At 56.8% G+C, this 18,762-nt stretch carries 14 protein-coding genes; 3 read left to right on the top strand and 11 right to left on the bottom strand.

What is annotated here, in order from left to right; genetic code table 11:
• Positions 1-93: 93 nt before the first annotated feature.
• The 5 genes from KGD89_RS17460 to KGD89_RS17440 all read right to left on the bottom strand — a co-directional run bounded on the left by KGD89_RS17460 (position 94) and on the right by KGD89_RS17440 (position 8,082).
• Positions 94-1,170, bottom strand: a complete 1,077-nt coding sequence (locus tag KGD89_RS17460; protein ID WP_025261058.1) for a lipocalin-like domain-containing protein — start codon at positions 1,168-1,170, stop codon at positions 94-96.
• Positions 1,160-3,640, bottom strand: a complete 2,481-nt coding sequence (locus KGD89_RS17455; protein WP_025261057.1) for an ABC transporter permease — start codon at positions 3,638-3,640, stop codon at positions 1,160-1,162. Before KGD89_RS17455 ends, KGD89_RS17460 begins: the two co-directional genes overlap by 11 nt.
• A gap of 1 nt (position 3,641) precedes the next feature.
• Complete coding sequence (locus tag KGD89_RS17450) at positions 3,642-4,310, bottom strand: ABC transporter ATP-binding protein (RefSeq protein WP_025261056.1); 669 nt, start codon at positions 4,308-4,310, stop codon at positions 3,642-3,644.
• Positions 4,311-4,540: 230 nt separating this feature from the next.
• The gene (gene mnmC / locus KGD89_RS17445) at positions 4,541-6,523 is read right to left on the bottom strand and encodes a bifunctional tRNA (5-methylaminomethyl-2-thiouridine)(34)-methyltransferase MnmD/FAD-dependent 5-carboxymethylaminomethyl-2-thiouridine(34) oxidoreductase MnmC (protein WP_025261055.1); all 1,983 of its coding nucleotides are present in this window, start codon (positions 6,521-6,523) and stop codon (positions 4,541-4,543) included.
• Positions 6,524-6,630: 107 nt separating this feature from the next.
• Positions 6,631-8,082 (bottom strand): NCS1 family nucleobase:cation symporter-1, encoded by a 1,452-nt coding sequence (locus KGD89_RS17440; RefSeq protein ID WP_025261054.1) that lies wholly within the window; start codon positions 8,080-8,082, stop codon positions 6,631-6,633.
• A gap of 373 nt (positions 8,083-8,455) precedes the next feature.
• On the opposite strand from KGD89_RS17440, the gene KGD89_RS17435 reads away from it, so the two are divergent.
• Positions 8,456-9,187 carry an aspartate/glutamate racemase family protein gene (locus tag KGD89_RS17435; protein WP_025261053.1) on the top strand — a complete coding sequence of 244 codons (732 nt, stop codon included), beginning with the start codon at positions 8,456-8,458 and terminating at the stop codon, positions 9,185-9,187.
• Between the two features lie 10 nt (positions 9,188-9,197).
• On the opposite strand, the gene KGD89_RS17430 is transcribed toward KGD89_RS17435, so the two are convergent.
• The 4 genes from KGD89_RS17430 to KGD89_RS17415 form a co-directional block, all read right to left on the bottom strand.
• Complete coding sequence (locus KGD89_RS17430) at positions 9,198-10,136, bottom strand: DUF3829 domain-containing protein (protein ID WP_025261052.1); 939 nt, start codon at positions 10,134-10,136, stop codon at positions 9,198-9,200.
• The gene (locus KGD89_RS17425) at positions 10,133-11,785 is read right to left on the bottom strand and encodes a J domain-containing protein (RefSeq protein ID WP_051427741.1); all 1,653 of its coding nucleotides are present in this window, start codon (positions 11,783-11,785) and stop codon (positions 10,133-10,135) included. The genes KGD89_RS17430 and KGD89_RS17425 overlap by 4 nt, the downstream gene beginning before the upstream one ends.
• Before the next feature lie 238 nt (positions 11,786-12,023).
• On the bottom strand, positions 12,024-12,248 hold the full coding sequence (locus tag KGD89_RS17420; RefSeq protein WP_025261051.1) for a PLDc N-terminal domain-containing protein: 225 nt from the start codon (positions 12,246-12,248) through the stop codon (positions 12,024-12,026).
• An 18-nt stretch (positions 12,249-12,266) separates the two neighbouring features.
• On the bottom strand, positions 12,267-13,490 hold the full coding sequence (locus KGD89_RS17415) for a zinc-dependent alcohol dehydrogenase (protein ID WP_025261050.1): 1,224 nt from the start codon (positions 13,488-13,490) through the stop codon (positions 12,267-12,269).
• Between the two features lie 259 nt (positions 13,491-13,749).
• Between KGD89_RS17415 and KGD89_RS17410 the strand changes: the two genes are divergently transcribed.
• Together KGD89_RS17410 and pap are read left to right on the top strand one after the other, a co-directional pair.
• A complete protein-coding gene (locus tag KGD89_RS17410) occupies positions 13,750-14,331 on the top strand; it encodes a YciE/YciF ferroxidase family protein (RefSeq protein WP_025261049.1) in 582 nt (193 codons plus the stop codon).
• Between the two features lie 139 nt (positions 14,332-14,470).
• Positions 14,471-15,961, top strand: a complete 1,491-nt coding sequence (pap, locus tag KGD89_RS17405; protein WP_025261048.1) for a polyphosphate:AMP phosphotransferase — start codon at positions 14,471-14,473, stop codon at positions 15,959-15,961.
• Positions 15,962-16,057: 96 nt separating this feature from the next.
• Here the strand turns inward: pap and KGD89_RS17400 are convergent, their stop codons facing one another.
• Positions 16,058-18,010 carry an AAA family ATPase gene (locus tag KGD89_RS17400; protein ID WP_074568819.1) on the bottom strand — a complete coding sequence of 651 codons (1,953 nt, stop codon included), beginning with the start codon at positions 18,008-18,010 and terminating at the stop codon, positions 16,058-16,060.
• A 220-nt stretch (positions 18,011-18,230) separates the two neighbouring features.
• The gene (locus KGD89_RS26160) at positions 18,231-18,365 is read right to left on the bottom strand and encodes a hypothetical protein (RefSeq protein WP_256327104.1); all 135 of its coding nucleotides are present in this window, start codon (positions 18,363-18,365) and stop codon (positions 18,231-18,233) included.
• Positions 18,366-18,762: the final 397 nt, after the last annotated feature.

Raw genomic sequence — 18,762 nt, 5'->3', positions numbered from 1 at the left:
TGCACCTGAGTACGCAGGCTTGCTGCGGCCGCGATCCTTGTCGGGGGTTTATCCATCAGGCAAGTCGTATGTCCGAGTCAATGACGGGGTAGATCAATACCCCGTCATCTCCAGATACCCGACCCCGCTCTGACTCCCGCTGACTTTTACCGGCCCTTCCCAGTAAGGAATGCTCAACCCCATCCATGACGCGGGATTCAGGGCGTCGGTGGTGATGTCCAGGTTCCTGCCGGGGATCCTGATCGACCAGCGGGTGGGCAAGCGGCGTCCGGCGACTTCGGTTTCGTTCAGAGGCTGCATGTCGATGTCACGGGCATGCAGGTGTTGGGTCGTGCCGTCTGCGCCGATCCAGGTACCGCTCAGGTAAGGCTCGCCGTTTTTGTGGCGCATGCGATACAGCATCACGTGTTCACCCTCTGCCAGATGCAGGGACAGCCAGTCCCAACCGGTCTGGTTGGCCGTCAATGGCTGGCTGCTCCATTCTCGGTCCAGCCAGGCGCGACCGCTGACCTGATGGGTCTTGCCATCCATTTCCAGACTGCCGCTGGCCTCGAAAAAGGGCTGGCTGTAGTAATAGGAGCCCTGGCCCAGGTCGGATTTCTGGCTGTAACCCTGCTCACCTTGCAGCACCAGAGGTTTACTGGAGGTGAGTTGCAGGTTGTAGCGAAAGTCCTTGCCGCTGGCCTGCAACTGCATGCGTGCCAATGGGTTCTGCGTTGGCGAGTCGCTGCTCAGCGACCAATCGTCGATCCAGGCCGAGAAAGGTGCAAGCCTGACGCCTGCCTGCTCAATGCCGCCGCGTGCGTAGCGTTCGGCTGCATGATGTCGGGTCGCGGACGTTGCGGCGGCATGGCCCATCCAGACCGTGCTGTCACCCCAGCCTGTCGCTTGTGTACCGGGGCGAAGGGCGTTGCGGAACAGCGTCCATTGCACGCCGAAGTCTTGGCCCTTTTCGTCCTTGAGGGTGGCGGTGATGTACCACCACTCGATACGAAATCCGGGATGCTGGCCATGATCCTCGGGGAATGAGAACACACGGCCTGGCTTGACCTGAGCATATTCGTCGGCCTGGTTGCTCATCCCGGCGAAACCGGTTTCAGGAGGCGGTTGCGGGTCACATGCGGTGAGTAGCAGCGTTAAGCCTGCCAGTCGCAGCCAGTCAGTTTTCATTGGCGAATGTCCTGAGCAGGTCGGCTGGCCGGGTGCGCTGCAGCTTCAGCAGTGGCCAGGCCGATGCCAGCAAGGTTGCCAGTAATGCCAGCCCCATCAATTGCAGCAGTTGCAGGGGGAAAACCTGCAAAGGCAAGCGCCAGCCGAATGCCTGGACATTGATCACGGTATTCAGGCACCAGGTCAGCATGAGCCCAAGGGGGAGGGCGAGCAGGAGTGTCAGCACCGCCAATAACCAGGTCTGGCCCAGATTGAGCAACATCAACTGGCGACGGGTAACGCCCAGCGCCCAGAGCGGGGCCAGTTGTCCGAGTCGGCTTTGGCTTTGCGTCAGCAGCCCGATGAACAGCGCCACGCCCGCTACACCCAGAGTCAGGCTGTTGAGTGCGGCAGTGGCTGCGAACGTGTGCTCAAACACCTGATTCGACCAGTACTTGAGCTGGCTTTGATCGATGATGCGATTGTCGTCGAGTGCAAACCGGCTTTGCAGTTCTTTCACCAGTGGCGGTGTGGCGGCATGATCGATGCGCAGGTTGAAACGAATGGGCGCCAGGTGTGGCCAGTGCTCAAGCAGGTGCTTGGCATTGACCAGCAGGTGGCCTTTGGGATTACCGTAGTCGGCGTAAATAGCCACGATACGTGGCGACCATTGACCGGCCGGGACAGGAATACTCAGGGTGTCGCCCAGCCCGAGCTTGAGGCGTCTGGCCAGTTGCTCGCTGAGCATCAGGGTGTCTTGATGGGCGAGTTGATTCCAGGGATCTTCTGTCGTCGACTCCAGCAGTACCCAGTGCTGGCGATAAGTCTCATGTTCGATGATGCCGAACAGGTCCGCAGGCCAGCCTTGCAACTGGATCGGCACCTGCCAGTTGGGCAGTACTGCCGTGATGGCGGGTTGCTTGCCCAGCCAGGCCTGCATCTCTCGGGATTGATCCGGGGTTTGCGGCGTGACGTACAGCTCTGCGCTCAGACGTTGCTCCAGCCAGTGACTGAAGGTCTGGCGAAAACCTGAAGTCATGCTGCCGGCCCCGACATTGGCTGCCATCGCCAGAAGCAGGGCCATCAACGCCAGGCTCAAGGCTGGCAGTTGTTGTCTGCAATCGGCCAGAAACCACTGCCCCAGGACCGAACGGCTGCGTTTCAGCAATCCACTCAGCAACGCATCGAGCAATACCGGTAACCCCAGCGCCGCACTCAATAACAAGGCAGATATCAATACAAAACCCCAGCCCAGGCTGTTGCCGAAAAGCCAGGCCGCCAGAGCCCCGGCTGCACTGGCAGCGGCAACCCAGGCTTGACGCCGCAACCAGCGTGCATGGGCCTGTTGCCAGGCTTGTGCATTGGCCAAAGCCAGCAGTGGCAGGCGCGCGGCACGCAACAGGCTGTTGGCCCCGGCCAGAAATGCGCCGAGCAGGCTCAAGGCAATGCCGCTGAGCCACCACCCGATATTCAGGTTCAACTGCCCGTCCACCTCGGCCCCGTACAGGCCACGCAGGCTAGCCGCGACATCCGGTAGCAGCAGGCTGGCCAGCCAGTAACCACTGACGACGCCCAGGAGCCCGCCGAGCAAAGCCATTGCCCCAAGCTCCAGAGCCAGCGCAGCGATCAGCAGGCGGGCACTGACGCCTGACGCCCGCAGGTTGCGCAGCAGACCCCGACGTTGTTCCAGTGCCAGACCAATCGCGGCATGAACGATAAACAGCCCGACCACGAAGGACAGCACCCCCAGCGCATTCAGGTTCAGGTGAAAGCTTTCGGTCAGGCGTTGCAGATTATTTTCTTCGCCACTCTTTTTGATCACCAATTGCTCGCTGAGGGCTGGAGGCAGAGCCGGATTGTCAGCGGCAAACTCCTTGGGCAGCAGCAGGCGGGTCAATTGACCGGGCAGGTGCAGCAGCGGTTGAGCAAAGCCGATATCGGTCAGCAAGACTCCCGGGGCCATATCTTTTTTGATGTGCAGAGGCGGCAGGGTCAGACCGTCATGGGTTTCCGGGTGCTGCCCCTCTTGCAGGCCAAGTGCCCTCAGGGTCTGAGGAGCAATCCAGGTCGCGCCCGGCGGAGCGAGAAAGTCGAGGACTTGCCGGGTATCCAGCGTCTGCCCGGCCACTGCGGAACCACTGGGCAGCGTCACCGGCTCGATCCCGATCAGTTGCAGGCGTTGATCCTCCAGCCCCTTCAGGGTGATGCGACCCTGCACCGTGGGTGATACCGGCCAACCGGCTCGCCGCAGCTCGATGAATAGATCCTGTGAGAAAGCCGCCCCGTTTGGCGCTGTCAGGCTGGTTTGCGGCTCGCCCCCAATCATCTGACTGGCCCGTTGATAGCTTTCCCGTGCCTGGCTGTTCAAGGCCTGAACACCGGTCAACAGGCTGGTAGCCAGCCATAGCCCGGTGAGCAGACTGAAAAACTGCACCGGATGGCGACGCCAATGGCTGAGCAGGGCGCGCACTGTCCAATAAAACACTCGCATATCAGCCTTCGCCTGCGGCGACCAGGCGCCCCCTGTGCAATGTGACCTTGTGCGCCAATCGTTCTGCGACACGGGAGCTGTGAGTGACCATCAGCAGGCTGGTGCTGCTGTCATTGAGCAGGTCCAGCAATAATTGCAGCACTTCATCGCTGGTGGCTTCGTCGAGGTTGCCGGTGGGTTCGTCGGCCAGCAGCAGGGCGGGGCGCGAAGCAAGTGCGCGTCCGATGGCAACCCGTTGCTGCTGGCCACCGGACAGTTGCTCCGGATAACGATGGAGCAGATCGCCCAGGCCGAGACGTTCAATCAGTTGCGCCTGCCAGAGCGGGTCATGGCGTCCGGCCAGGCGTGCCTGGAACGCCAGATTGTCTTCGGTCTTGAGGCTTTCGATCAGGTTGAACTGCTGGAATACCAGACCGATTTCGGTTCGCCGCCAGTTGGCCAACCGGGCTTCGCTCATGCTGTTCAGTTGCTGATTGGCGACGGTGATGGTGCCGCTGTCGATCTGATCCAGCCCCGCCACCAGATGCAGCAAGGTGCTTTTGCCACTGCCCGACTCGCCCATCAGCGCCAGACTGCTGCCACGCTCCAGATGCAAATCGATGCCACGTAACACCTCTACCGGGCCTTGGGCCGAGGGATAGCTCTTGAACACGTTTTGCACATACAACATCGGGATGCCCGGTTGGAAGTGGTCATGCCTTGAGGATAACGGCTATCGCCTATGGGTGTGTGAATGAATTCATTCGTGAAGGCGGCGTTTCATACGATGCATTTCTATTGGGTGTAGCAGAAACTTGTGTGAGGCAGCTTGCTGGCGAAAAGGGTCTGAAAACTGGCAGATATTCTGCGTCTGTACGAGAAGTCGCCAGCAAGCTGCCTCCCCAAAAGTGAAAAACCAGGTCATTTCCCCTGTCTGCGAATCAACCCCCGCAAGGCAAACCGGTTGGGATGGCAGGCCTCTGCCACGCTGCGGGGCAGCGGCAGCGGTTCGTTATCCAGCCAGGCGGCGATCAGCTCGGCGGACAATGGCGCAGTAATCAGGCCGCGTGAACCATGGCCACTGTTGACGTACAGCCCGTCCAGCCAAGGGCAGGCAATGTCCGGCACCTGTCGGGCATCTTTGCCAAGCGCCGCATAAGCCTGAATAAACGATTCCCTGTCTGCCAGCGGCCCGACGATTGGCAGGTAATCCGGGCTGGTGCAACGGAAGGCCGCACGTCCCTGTAACTGCTCCGGCAACAACTCCGACGCGCCGAGACGCTCGGTCAGGTCTTCGGATATTTCCTGCAACAATTGCAGATTGCTCAGGTGATCGGCGGTATTGGTATTCAGGTCGTCACTGTTGAAATCGAAGCTGGCACCCAAGGTGTGCTCACCCAGTCGCGTCGGCGCGACATAACCTTCCGCGCAGACCACCGTGCGCAACACCTGGCTGTTGTCGGTCTGCGGCAGGCGGGTGATCTGCCCGCGAATGCGCTTGAGCGGCAGGTCGGCGCTTTGCGCAAAGTGTTTGATATCTGCGGCACCTGCGAGCACCACCACCGGCGCGCTGTCGATCAGTTGCTCCTGATCCCAGGCCTGCCATTGCCCATCGACGCGACGCAATTCCAGTGCTTCGTGATGCGCAATCAGTTTGATATTCGGGTGCGCAACCTGCGAATGACACAGCGCTGGCGGATGAACCCAGCCGCCTTCGGGAAAGAACAGCCCGCCCCAACGCAGGTTTACACCGCTGCGCGCCTCGGCAGAAGGCTGATCCAGCCGATGCAGCAGCTCTTCTGGGAAGGCGTCGGCCAGTTGCTGCTGGCGCTGGGCTTCCTTGTCGTCGAAAGCCAGTTGCAGCACGCCGCAGTTGTCCCAGTCGACACCCCTTTGCAGGCGCTCAAGCAGCCGTCGCGTGTGGCCGAAACCACTGAGGATCAACTGCGACAAGGCCGTGCCGTGTGCCGACAGCTTCAAATAAAGCACGCCCTGCGGATTGCCCGAGGCCTCTTGCGCCGGTTGGGCGTGACGCTCCAGCAGGCTTACCTGCCAGCCGCGCTTCGCCAGGCTGTCTGCCGTGGCACAACCCGCCAGCCCGGCACCGATCACCAGCGCCTTGCGTTCACCCTGAAGGGCAGCGGGTCGGGCAAACCATGGCTTGATGGGCGAGGGCAGTGGAGCCTCTTCAGGCCAGGCGATGAACTTGCCGCGCAGCACTTCCCATTTATGGCCGATGCCCGGTACACGCTTCATCTTGAAGCCCGCCGCGTTCAGGGCGCGTCGAACCCAGCCGGTGCTGGTAAAGGTGCCAATACTCGCCTCGGGCGCCGACAGTCGCGCCAGTTCGGTGAACAGCTCCGGCGTCCACATTTCCGGGTTCTTGGCCGGAGCGAAGCCGTCGAGAAACCAGGCATCGATCTGCCCGTCCAGTTGCGGCAGCATGTGCAAGGCATCGCCGATCAGCAGCGTCAGGGACACACGCCCCTCGTCGAACACCAGCCGCTGAAAGCCTTCATGCACAGCGATGTATTGATCGAGTAACGGCTCGGCAAAAGCTGCCAGCTCCGGCCACAAGGCCAGGGCGCGTTGCAGGTCTGCGTGATTGAGAGGGAATTTCTCGACGCTGACGAAATGCAGCCGAGCCTCGGGGTGAGCGCATTCCTGAAACAACTGCCAGGCGCAGAGGAAATTCAGCCCGGTGCCGAAACCTGTTTCACCGATGACCAGTCGCTCGCCCGCAGGCAAAGCCGTGAACCGCTCGCGCAGATCGTTCTGCACCAGAAACACATGGCGGGTTTCTGCCAGACCGGACTCGGTGGAGAAATACACATCGGAAAAGGCGCGGGAATGCGGGTTGCCTTGTTCGTCCCAGTCGATCTGGGCGTGGCGGGTAATGGTCATGTTCGGCTCGGCGGTGGCAGAGGCGGCATTTTACCCGTGTATGCAGACAAAAGCGGTGCAGATTGATAGCCGGACAAGCCTTGTAGGAGACCTGTCCGGCAGATTTTTCAGTTCTGGACGACCGGGCTGCCCGCATTCCCAGGCTGCTTGCGCGGCCACAGGGTCAGGCCGTAATACAACACGCCACCCAGGAAACAACCCGTGAACCAGGCGAAGTTGGCAATCGGCTTGAACCAGGGAATGAAGGTAAAGCACAGGCCCACCAGTGCACTCAGCAGCAGCGCAGTGACTGCCACACGGTTCACGCCATTGGTGTACCAGTAACGACCGCTGGGTGTGTCATTGAACAGGGCATCGACATCGATCTGCTGTTTCTTCACCAGGTAGTAGTCCACCAGCAGAATGCCGAACAGCGGGCCGATACAGGCCGCCAGGATATCCAGGGTGTAGTGAATCACTTCCGGGTTATTGAACAGGTTCCATGGGGTAATGAAGATGGAAGCGACTGCCGCGATCATCCCGCCTGCACGCCAGCTGATACGGCTCGGGGCCACGTTGGCGAAGTCGAAGGCTGGCGAGACGAAGTTGGCAACAATGTTGATGCCGATGGTCGCAGTGACAAAGGTGAATGCACCGAGCAGCACGGCAGTGGTGTTGTCGATACGGGCTACGGTCGCAATCGGGTCATGGATCATTTCCCCGAAGATCGGCAGCGTGCCGGAAACGATCACCACCGTGACCAGGGAAAACGCCAGGAAGTTAACAGGCAGGCCCCAGAAGTTGCCGCGACGCACGTCTTCCATGCTCCGGCAGTAGCGGCTGAAATCGCCGAAATTCAGGGTCGGGCCAGAGAAATATGACACCACCAGCGCAATCGCCATGATCACCTGACCAAAGGCGGCCCAGCCGGACAGCTCTTTTTCCGCCAGGGTGAAACTGATGTTGTCCCAGCCCGCACGCCAGACGATCCAGCCTGCCAGCACGAACATCACGGCGTAGACCGCAGGGCCAGCCCAGTCGATGAAACGACGGATCGACTCCATGCCCGACCAGAACACAATCGCCTGCACCACCCAGAGCGTCAGGAAGCCGAACCAGCCCAGGTATGAAAGCCCCAGGAAACTCACGTCTTGATAAGCGGCCAGTTCCGGGAAGAAACGCAGCACCACAATCACCAGCGCGCTGGACGCCAGATAAGTCTGAATCCCATACCAGGCCACCGCGATCAGGCCGCGGATGATGGCCGGAATATTGGCCCCGAATACCCCGAAGGCGAGGCGACAGATGACCGGGTAGGGCACCGCAGCCTGCTGGCTGGGCTTGGCCACCAGATTGGCAATCACCTGAATGATGCAGATGCCCACCAACAGCGCGATCAGCACCTGCCAGCTCGCCAGCCCGAGAGCGAACAGGCTGGCGGCGAACACATAACCGCCGACACTGTGCACGTCGCTCATCCAGAAGGCAAAGATGTTGTACCAGGTCCACTTCTGTGGAATCGGTCCCAGATCCTCATTGTGCAGGCGCGGGCTGTAACCGGCCGGGCGTTGGTCTGTCATGGCATTCCCTCCCTCGTTGGGCCATCGCTACGGCTGGGTACGAGCGATGGGTATTTTGTATACGATCCTGTACGCAAGACGTATGCCATGGCCTGAGTTTTTCGGGAAAAAGCCCGCAGAGTGTTGCCGGGCATGAGTTCAAGGAGAGGAAGTGGGCGTGACGGATCAACACCCGGTGGTGTTTGCAGTGCACGATAAAAGGGCGGTTTTGCTCGATTGAAGTGCATTCAGGGCATGAGCAAATGGCATGTTCAGACAGATAGGATTGGAATCGGGCTACCTGATCTGTAATCCAACATGGCACTATTTCTGTATACAATCTTGAGTGCCGATAATATCCATGGCATTTTCAAACGGCGCTGAAGGAGGCCCTGTGCGTATTCAAGTGATCAACCCCAACACCAGCGATGCCATGACCCACAAGATCGGGCTGGCCGCACAAGCCATCGCAAGGCCGGGCACGCAAATCATCGCCTGCAGCCCCGAGGATGGCCCTGTGTCCATCGAAGGGCATTTTGACGAAGCCATTGCCACGCTGGGCGTGCTGGAGGAAGTGCGTAAGGGAAGGGAGCAACAGGTCGATGCCCACATCATCGCCTGCTTCGGCGACCCCGGCCTGCTGGCCGCCCGGGAATACGCCACGGCGCCGGTCATCGGCATCGCCGAAGCGGCCTTTCACATGGCAGCCCTGATCGCCACCCGCTTTGCCGTCGTCACCACCCTGAGCCGCACCCGGATCATTGCTGAGCACCTGCTGCAACGTTATGGCTTCAGCGAACTCTGCACCTCAGTGCGCTGCATCGACCTGCCGGTCCTGGCCCTGGAAGAAGGCGGCCCGGAACTGATCGAACGCATGATCGACCAAGCCCGCCGCGCCCGTGACGAGGAGGGCGCCGGTGCCATCGTGCTGGGCTGCGGCGGCATGGCGGACCTGCCTCGACAACTGAGCGAAGCCATCGGCCTGCCCGTAGTGGAAGGCGTCAGCGCCGCCGTGAAACTGGCCGAATCACTGGTGGACCTGGGCCTGACCACCAGCAAACACGGCGACCTGGCCGACCCGATCGGCAAACCGTTCAAGGGGCGTTTTGCGTATCTGAGTCGTTGAAAGGCAGCGCTCAATACTTGCCAAATGCAGCCAGGTTATAGAGCGTCCACATCCGGTCATAGCCGTTGTCTACGGCGATGAAATCGTTACTCAATTGCTCGGGCTCTGCCCGAGTGGTCCAGTGTTGTTGCAGGGTAGCCAAGGTGTCGATCCAGGTCTTGGCCGGCTCGCTGATCTTGCGCCACACAGGTTTACCGCCTCCGGCTGAGGTCAGGCGTGGCAAGGTCTTGAAGTAGTCTTCAGCGTCGCTCCAGGCTGCCAGCAATGAGCGGTGCAAGGCCTGAACCTGCTCGGGAGTCAGGCGCTGACTGCCAGCCTGCTCATCCAGTTGATTGATTGCCAGGCGCGCCATCAGCATGAAATTGAGCGTGTGCCAGTGCTGATCACGCCCGAGGCGTTGTTCGATTTGCTTGAGTTGTTTGCTGCGCAATTGCAGCATTGGCTGTTCGAGCGCCTGATTGAAGGCGGGCGCACGTTCGTACAACTCGTCCATTCTTTGAGTGATTAACTCATTGAGCTGGCGCGCAATCGGTATCTCGGGGTATCGCTCAACGTACAGTTGTTCGACCTTACGGGCTTCAGGGCGCAGATTGTCATAGGCCTGGATGTAATCATAAGCGGCAATGTCCAGAAGGCTGTTCCATTTGTGCACGCCGCTCACATAAAAGGAGCAGGGACTTGTAGAGTCTTTTTCGACAGAGCCCATGCCGAAGCCGCTGAACGTCCGGCTTGGAGAGGGATTGCGAGCGATCACATCGTCAAAACGGGTTTGGTAAAAGTGATAACGAATGCGCAGCAACGTATCGCTGTAAGCCAGGCATTTGTTCATCTTCAGCAACTGGGTTGATACAGACTCTGGTTTTTCGCGAGAAGGAACGAGTATCTGGTGCAGCCAGGCAATCCCCAGAAACACGCATACGGCGACAACAAAGGCGCGACTACTGATCATGGTCGGCCTCCTTGCGTGGAAGGTGCGTACCATTGCTGGCGTGTCACCTGTACCTGACACTGCGGTGAAGTGTCGGCCAGGGTTGCGCACAGGCGCAGTGGCCAGGGGTGCATGCCCTGATCTTCGCCCAACGGGCGATAGTTGATGATGGCGACGGCTACCCAGAGCGAAGACGCCAGCAGTCCGAAGACTATGCCGACTCTCATTTCCCGTAGCCATGAGCCAGGCGGTGATTCTGTAAATACCTGCTTACGACGGTCTGGCCAGGACGTGCGGCTCAGCAGGGCCAGGCCCAGCAGGACTGCCGTGTAGACCAGCAGTGTGCCAATGCCACCTGCCAGAAAGGCCGGTATCGCAAGCAACCACCCCGGCAGACTTTCACGTAGCGGCAATGGCGTGGGACGTCGCAGGCTTAGCCAGTGGCCGCAGCGTTCTCTTAGAGCCTTGTCCGTGCGCCAGGCATTCAGGGCAACGGCTCGACACACCCAACTCACGCACCACGCCAACAAGCCGAACAATGCGGCCATCTCCAGCATCGTGCTCAGTGTTTCAAGCAGGCTGCTGCCCAGACGAAAGTAATCGTTGAAGGCTATTTCCCCAGTGGAGCCGAGGATTGCAAGGGGCAGCGCCCATACCGCTGGGCTGCGCTGCAGCGGACGCCAGAAATAAGGGTCCATGCCCGGCATTTCGCTTGCCAGTTGTGGATAGCGATGCTCTACGATATTGGCCAGGTGTTCGCACATCTGCCAGTCGGCCTTGTTGAATGCCGCCGTGAGATGCACTCGGGCATCCTCTTGCATGGGCTGAAACAACAGGCGGGCTGCTCTGGAGTCAGGGCTTTCGCTGTTCTGGGCGGCGAGACGCCGTTGCTCATCCAGAAAAACGGTGTTGTGACTGCGCTCCAGCAACTCGTTCCAATAGCGCAAAGGCGTACTTTTTCCTGGTTGTTTCCAGCCTTGGCTTGCACACACCGCGTCGAACAAGGTGTTGGACCAGAACGTGGCATTGAGCAGCAGCCGGGCCAGACACTCATTGAGCCACTGGCGACGGTCGAGTGTCTGTAGCCAGGCTTTTTGTTCAAGGTTGCGGCACAGCTCCAGCAAGCGCTGGGTGTTTCCTGTGTCCAGCGTGCCATGCAACTGCCGTTCGGTATGGCTCAGCAGATAGTTCAATACGGGTTCGGTGGCTGCATAGGAAATATCCTGACGTTGCCACGGCGTCAGCCAGTAAAAGTGCTCTACGCCAGGCTCTGCCAGTTCCTTCATGACTTCCGGGTTCGACAGGCAGAGGTGCAGCAAACGCTCTTCAAACGCCGCTTCGCAATAACTCGTGCGAGCCTGTTCAATGCGCTCGACCAGGTTATCTGCCGTGATGCCTTCAATCAGTTGCTCCGCCAGCTTCCAGGCTGGGATCGAACCGTCGTTCAGCGGCAGTACATAATGCGGATCAAACGTTGGAGCTGGATCGGTGGCCTGCACCTCTTGCCATTCGGCAGCCCAGTTCAGAGCCTGTTCATAGGCGTCGCGCAGACGTTGAAAACCCTCAGGATCCTCGTCTGGCCGGTATTGTTTGAGCAGGGTTGCGTATCGACGCTTGATACTGCGGGTATCGGCATCGGGTCCCAGCCCCAGCACAGACCAGCAATTCATTCCTGCACATCCAGCGCAAGCGGCGGGCTGAACCTTGGCAGGCTGAGGGGGATGCCGACAGTCATGGGGCGTTGAACTCCTGAGACACAGTACGAATCTTGAAGATGACTCGCTGTATCGGCAGGTATTCCACAAACTTTCGCTAATGCCGATCAGTTCAGGCCCCTCCCACGGATTGAGACTCCAGCCCCCGATTTTTGAAATCAGCCTCTTGACTGACCAGATCAACCAGCCTTTCTCACCCCTTGCTATGCTCCGACGACGTAGGCCCTTCAACCACGCCGCGTGGGCCGGAGATTCCCCAGATACCGGCACCGATCACCGGCAGGATCAGCACCAGCACACTCCAGCCTGCCTTGGTCGCCCGGCTTTTGCGTGAGCGCCAGACGCTGTTGATGATCCAGGCATCGAGCGCCACGATCATGACCGCCACGGCGATCCAGAACACGGTAGACATTTCCATTCGGCACCTCCGTACCTGTCATGTCGCAGGCAGCACGATCGTCGAGTCGGGTTCCGGCACGCTGATGGCGTTGTTGCCCGGCGTCAGGATCACCTTGCGACAGTCCTCCTGCCCCTTGTCGAAAATCTTGTAGCCCGCAGCGGCCTCTTCCAGGGACATGCGGTGAGTAATGATGGCTTCAGGAGACAGCCGACCGGTTTCAATATGCTCCAGCAGCTCGGGCATGAAGCGTTGGACGTGGGTTTGGCCCATTTTGAAGGTCAGGCCCTTGTCGAACGCATCGCCAAACATGAAACCATGGATAAACCCGGAATAGACGCCCGGCACACTCACCACGCCGCCGCGCCGCACAGTGGCGATGCATTGGCGCAAGGCTTTGCCGCTGCTGCCTTCCAGCTTGAGAGTGGCGAGCACGGTTTCCGTGGTGCTGCCTTTGGCCTCGAAACCGACCGCATCCACCACGGCATCGACACCGCGCATACCGGGAGTCTGACGAATGATGGTGTCGGCCGTGTCATCGTCTTCATCGAAATTGATCGGGATGGCACCGTAGGTCTTTTGTGCATAGGCCAGCCGATAGGGGTAATGATCGACGATGAAAATCCGCTCGGCTCCCAGCATTCTGGCGCAGGCAGCACACAACAGCCCGACCGGGCCTGCGCCATAGATGGCGATGCTGGAACCCTGGCCGATGCCGGTATTGAGCACCGCTTGCCAGGCCGTTGGCAGAATGTCGGAGAGAAACAGCACCTTCTCGTCCGCCAGCGTACCGGGCACCTTGAACGGGCCGACGTTGGCTTTCGGCACCCGCACATACTCGGCCTGCCCGCCGGGAATACCGCCATACAAATGGCTGTAGCCGAACAGTGCTGCGCCGGGTGGAATGGATTTCTTGTTGAGGATCGCGCCTCTGCCGGTATTGGTGGTTTCGCAGGCAGAAAACAGATCCAGCTGACAGAAAAAACATTCCCCGCAGGCAATCACGAAGGGAATGACAACCCGGTCGCCACGCTGCACGGCAGTCACCGCCGGGCCTGCTTCTTCGACGATCCCCATGAACTCGTGGCCCAGGATATCGCCATGTTCAGTGGCCGGAATCTTGCCGTGATAAAGGTGCAGGTCGGACCCGCAGATGGCGGTGGCCGTGACCCGCAGAATGATGTCATCGGCTTCCTGTAGTTCCGGGTCTGGCACGGTATCGACTTTTACATTGTGCGCCCCGTGGTAGGTCAGTGCTCTCATGGTTAGCCCTCGGCTGTGCCAGAAGAAGTCTGGACTTGCCTCAGAGGAACAGGGGTTTCCGGTTTTGGTTCAGAACAATGGATTAACGGTTACAGATCGTTGGCAAAGGTGGGTAATGGCCACTGCTACTGTTCGTCGGCTTATTTTTCATCGCTCTGAACAGCCCTCGTTCTTGCCCGGTCGACCCCATTGACGGGTAAGCAGTCGTAACCCTTCAAGGTCATCAACCTGAAGCAGGACTCACTCCACGAGGTTCCCGATGAACAAAGCATCAAGCAAGAGCAGAACGACGATAGAAGATCTGTTCATTCACGAGCTTTCCGATATCTACAGTGCTGAAAAGCAGATCACCAAAGCATTGCCTAAACTGGCTCGTGCTTCGACCAACCCCAAGCTGGCCGAAGCGTTCAACGCACACCTGGAAGAAACCCAGGGCCAGATCCAGCGTATCGATCAACTGGTTGAGCAGTCCGAGATCAAACTCAAACGCGTCAAATGCATTGCCATGGAAGGGCTGATCGAAGAGAGCAAGGAATTGCTGGAGGAAATCGAAAAAGGCCCCGTCCTCGATGCCGGCCTCATCGCGGCCTGCCAGAAGGTCGAGCACTATGAAATCGCCGGTTACGGCACGCTGATCGCCATGGCCAAGCACCTGGGCCTGGACGACGCCGCGAGCCTGCTGGGCGAAACTCTGGAAGAAGAAAAATCCGCCGACCAGAAACTCACGGCCATAGCCGAAGAGGGCGGCACCCAGGCTGCAACGATGGATCTGGAGGATCAGGACTCGGAGGACGATCAGGAGCAGGAAAAACAGGGTAGACAGAAGAAAAGACAAGCCTGAGTTCGGGGCGTGAGAAAGCCAGTTATCGTGACTGACGTCAGCGCACAGGGTTTTCTCTGCCTCTTTTATTGACCCACGAGGATAGCTTGATGCCATGAGTGGTCTACATTAGCCGCAGATCATTTGAAGGATGCCGCTAATGTTTGAGTCCGCTGAAATAGGTCATGCCATCTCCGATGAAACTTACGAGGCTGAAGTCCCTGCGTTGCGCGAAGCCTTGCTGGAAGCCCAGTACGACTTACACGAGCAGGCCGGACGTCAGATCATCGTGTTGATCAACGGTATTGAAGGTGCGGGCAAAGGCGAAACCGTCAAATTGCTCAGCGAGTGGATGGACCCGCGCCTGATCGAAGTACGCACCTTCGACCGACAGACCGACGAAGAACTGGCGCACCCCACGGCTTGGCGCTACTGGCGGCAACTGCCCGCCAAGGGCCGCATGGGCATTTTCTTCGGCAACTGGTACAGCCAGATGCTGCAAGGTCGGGTGCATGGGCTGTTCAAGGACGCGGTACTCGACCAGGCCATCAGCGGTGCCGAGCGCCTGGAAAAAATGCTCTGTGACGAAGGCGCACTCATCTTCAAGTTCTGGTTTCACCTGTCCCGCAAACAGATGAAATTACGCCTCAAAACCCTCAAGGACGACCCGCTGCACAGCTGGCGCATCAGCCCGCTGGACTGGCAGCAATCGAAAACCTACGGCAAGTTCGTGCGCTTCGGCGAGCGGGTGTTGCGCCGCACCAGCCGCGAATACGCGCCCTGGCACGTGATCGAAGGCGTGGATGCCAACTACCGCAGCCTTACCGTGGGGCGCTTGCTGCTCGAAGGCATGCAGGCCGCATTGAACACCCCCAAGGCCGAGCCCAAGCCCTTGACCTTTGGTCCGCTGCCCGCCAACCACGGCGAACTGACCCTGCTCGACAGCCTCGACCTGAGCCGCAGCCTGAGCAAGGACGAATACCAGGAAGCACTGATTGCCGAACAGGCACGCCTGTCCGTGAACCTGCGCGACAAACGCATGAAAAAACACGCCCTGGTGGCCGTCTTCGAGGGCAACGATGCCGCAGGCAAAGGCGGCGCTATCCGCCGAGTCGCCGCCGCACTCGACCCACGCCAATACAGCATCGTCCCCATCGCCGCCCCCACCCAGGACGAACGCGCCCAGCCCTATCTCTGGCGCTTCTGGCGACAGATCCCGCCACGAGGCAAATTCACCATCTTCGACCGCTCCTGGTACGGCCGCGTGCTGGTGGAACGGGTCGAAGGCTTCTGCAGCGAATCCGACTGGGCCAGAGCCTACGGCGAAATCAACGACTTCGAAGAACAACTCACCGACGCCGGCATCGTCGTCGTGAAATTCTGGCTCGCCATCGACGAACAGACCCAACTCGAACGCTTCCAGGAACGAGAAAAAATCCCCTTCAAACGCTACAAAATCACCGAAGACGACTGGCGCAACCGCAAAAAATGGCCGCAGTATCGCCAGGCTGTGGGGGATATGGTGGATCGTACGAGTACAGAGATTGCGCCGTGGACGTTGGTTGAGGCGAATGACAAGCGGTGGGCGCGGGTTAAGGTTTTGCGGGTGATTAATGAGGCGTTGGAGGGGGTGTTTGGGAGGGGGAGATAGAGTCGCAGAGAGGGTGGGCAAGATCCGAATTGTTCTCTGTATCATTAAGTAAATAACGGCCACACGAGCTTTTGTGGCCGTTACCAGTACTGAGGGCTACTTGGGTTTGAATCGGATGTGCTCGTGGAGGCCTTTATCCTTTGCCCAGTTTTGTACGGTTTTCATTAATAACGTCATATAGTCGGTGGAGTTAATCTCTGACTCTTTGAATGGCTCGTGTTGTTCTGAAGATAATAGTTCTGCTAGTAAGTTTTGAATGCGGATAGCTAGGTCATTATCTTTTGATACTTTTATGTATGTATTCAGAGGCTTGTCTTTGGATTCCTCTTCACTTTCTAAGAAACGCTCGAAGTCAGGTATGCTTATACGGTGTCGAGCAATAATTCCTTTTTCGCGTGCTTTTTTAATGACGTTGCGAATTTTGTTGTTCTCAGTCCACATACCATTGTTGTCACCGTTTTTCTTGAAAGGCGGATCGCAGTCATGCACGATACCGAAGTTTATCTTGAAGTGTGTCATAACTTTGATTAGCGGTGTAAGAATGGCTTTGCCGCGAGCACGAATGATAGTTATTTGATCTATCAATTCATGCTGGCGCTCCATGATTGATGACATGAATGCTGCATGTTCTGTGTCGCCCTCCACTAGCACTGGGTAAGAGCCAAAAAATACTTCTGAGAAGCTTGGATCAATATGTTGTAGGGCTTGTAAGCGTGCCTTGTCGTCTCCCTCAAATTCAATTAAATCAGATCTATATGTCTTGGGGTGGATGGGACTATTTTCAGCATCGTTGCTTCGCTCAAGTCTTACAATAGTGGTGTGGTTTTCAAAAGGATTGATGAAGTATGGTGAATGGGTTGTCATGATGACTTGCCAATCTGGGCTCTCGGCGAGTTTGTACAAATGTCTCTGAGCTGCACGTGAGGCCATGGGGTGTAATGCATTTTCTGGTTCGTCGATTAGCAACAAATACCCAGGGAATGCCGGGTCATCGGGACTATCTGGTATCGGTGCTCCTTCATCGTGAGCCTCAAGTTGTGCTTTTGCTTGTTTGACTTCCTCAATGAGTATTGCCCTATCCTCATCTTTTTTGGTTTTTGGAAGTTTTTTTTCTGCATCGGTAATGATTTTTTCTAACTGTTTGCGAAATTCAGTTCGTACCTCTTTATCTCTCGATAGCTCGTTATGCACCTGAAGCATAGCCCAAAAAAGCGCTCTTCGAGCTCCTGTGCCTTGCTGCGTGAGATCTGTTTCTGTCGTGCCGTCTTTGACCTTTAGACTTGAACCTCCTTTTACTAAGTCAGAAACTTTTGGTACCAGAGGGGTCGATCCGATCTGAAGTTTTACGTCTAAACTTGGGAATACACCTTTAAATCCAGCAGATACCCTGCTCGCGATCTTATTAAAGTGTTCTTCGTGTGCCGTACTAATCATGTCCATATGACGTGAGACACTTGAAATTGCTTTGGCTAGGTCGGACTCTGGATTCATTCTCTCCTTTTCAAGGCCAACCAGAAGAGGTGAAAGTGCAAGTGCAAGGAGCATATCTTCAGTTTTTGCTGCATCGTCAAGCGATCCAATTCGCAATGGTCGTGGTAAACGTGAACTAAACACTGGATCTGCACCACCGGCTTTTCCATCTTCTGCCCAGTCGCCCTGACCATTTTCTCCAGCCGTAGGGTCCCAAGTTTTACGTATTTTTTGGTAACTAGGGCCTGACCATTGCCACCTACTTTTGACTATTAGCAAACCATCCTTTTCAGTTTTCCACTTTTCATCAACATTACCAATACCGGTCGGGATGTGTACCTCAAGTACTACCTCTGAAGGCTGTTCAATCGGTGCGTATTGGCACCGGTCTCTACTGATATCAAAGGATGCAGAGCCTTTTGCCAGCTCGTAGGCTCGCAAAATGGTGGACTTTCCTGCATTATTCTTGCCGACTAGGCATACGATGTTATCTAGCTCTATATCAACACCCTCATTTCCAATGCATCCAATATTGCGCACAGATATTCGTATAAGTTTTGATCTGTTTGCTTCTATCATGCTCTCATCCTTGTGTCTCTTTGATTTTGTAGTTTTAGGAAGTAGGAATCTGTTAGCTAAAGGTTATTTTTAATTGGTCGTGGATGTTTGATGTTTAATGGGTTTTTACTGCTGGATTATTCGGGTTTTTGGTGTTTTTGTCGGTGTTTGAGAGCTAAATATTAAATTAGTTACTTGTTAGCGAGCCATCAGGAGGATGACCCGCTAGGGTATTTATCTTTTATTTTTTTCTTGGCTTTCCTGCGTCATCACGCTTTTCACGGATCTGTCCATCTTTATTTCTAGTACGTGGTTGTTCTCCTCCGCCGGGTTTGGGGACATTAACATTTGGGTTTATTGGTGTACGATCAGTCATTTTTTTTTTCCTTAGAAAGTTGTTTATATTAAAATTGCAGTTGTTAAAGCTTTACTTGTCCAATATTGGTGCAAAGCCGATATTGAGCATAGCCCTTGGCCATTATTGTGGCTATAAATTTCTGCTGGTGAGTTTTTCTAAATGTGTATGAAAGGTGTGACGAATAAAAACGGAAGGTGGGCAAACACTCAATTGATTGGTTCTGTCGAATATACTTGCTCAATTGAGTGTGTCTGGTTGTATCTCAAACACTGTTGACTTGGGTCCTTTGTGCTTAGCAAATATTGTTGAGATGAAAAATAATGGTAAGCGCTTTTTAATTCAAAGGTTTTTGTCGGACAAAATAATAAATTTCCTTGTTTTTCAGTATCTTAAATATTTATATTCGGTACCTGTC

This window comes from Pseudomonas cichorii (genome assembly GCF_018343775.1).
Taxonomy (GTDB): Bacteria; Pseudomonadota; Gammaproteobacteria; order Pseudomonadales; family Pseudomonadaceae; genus Aquipseudomonas; species Aquipseudomonas cichorii.
This window is presented reverse-complemented; position numbering and strand designations above follow the sequence as displayed.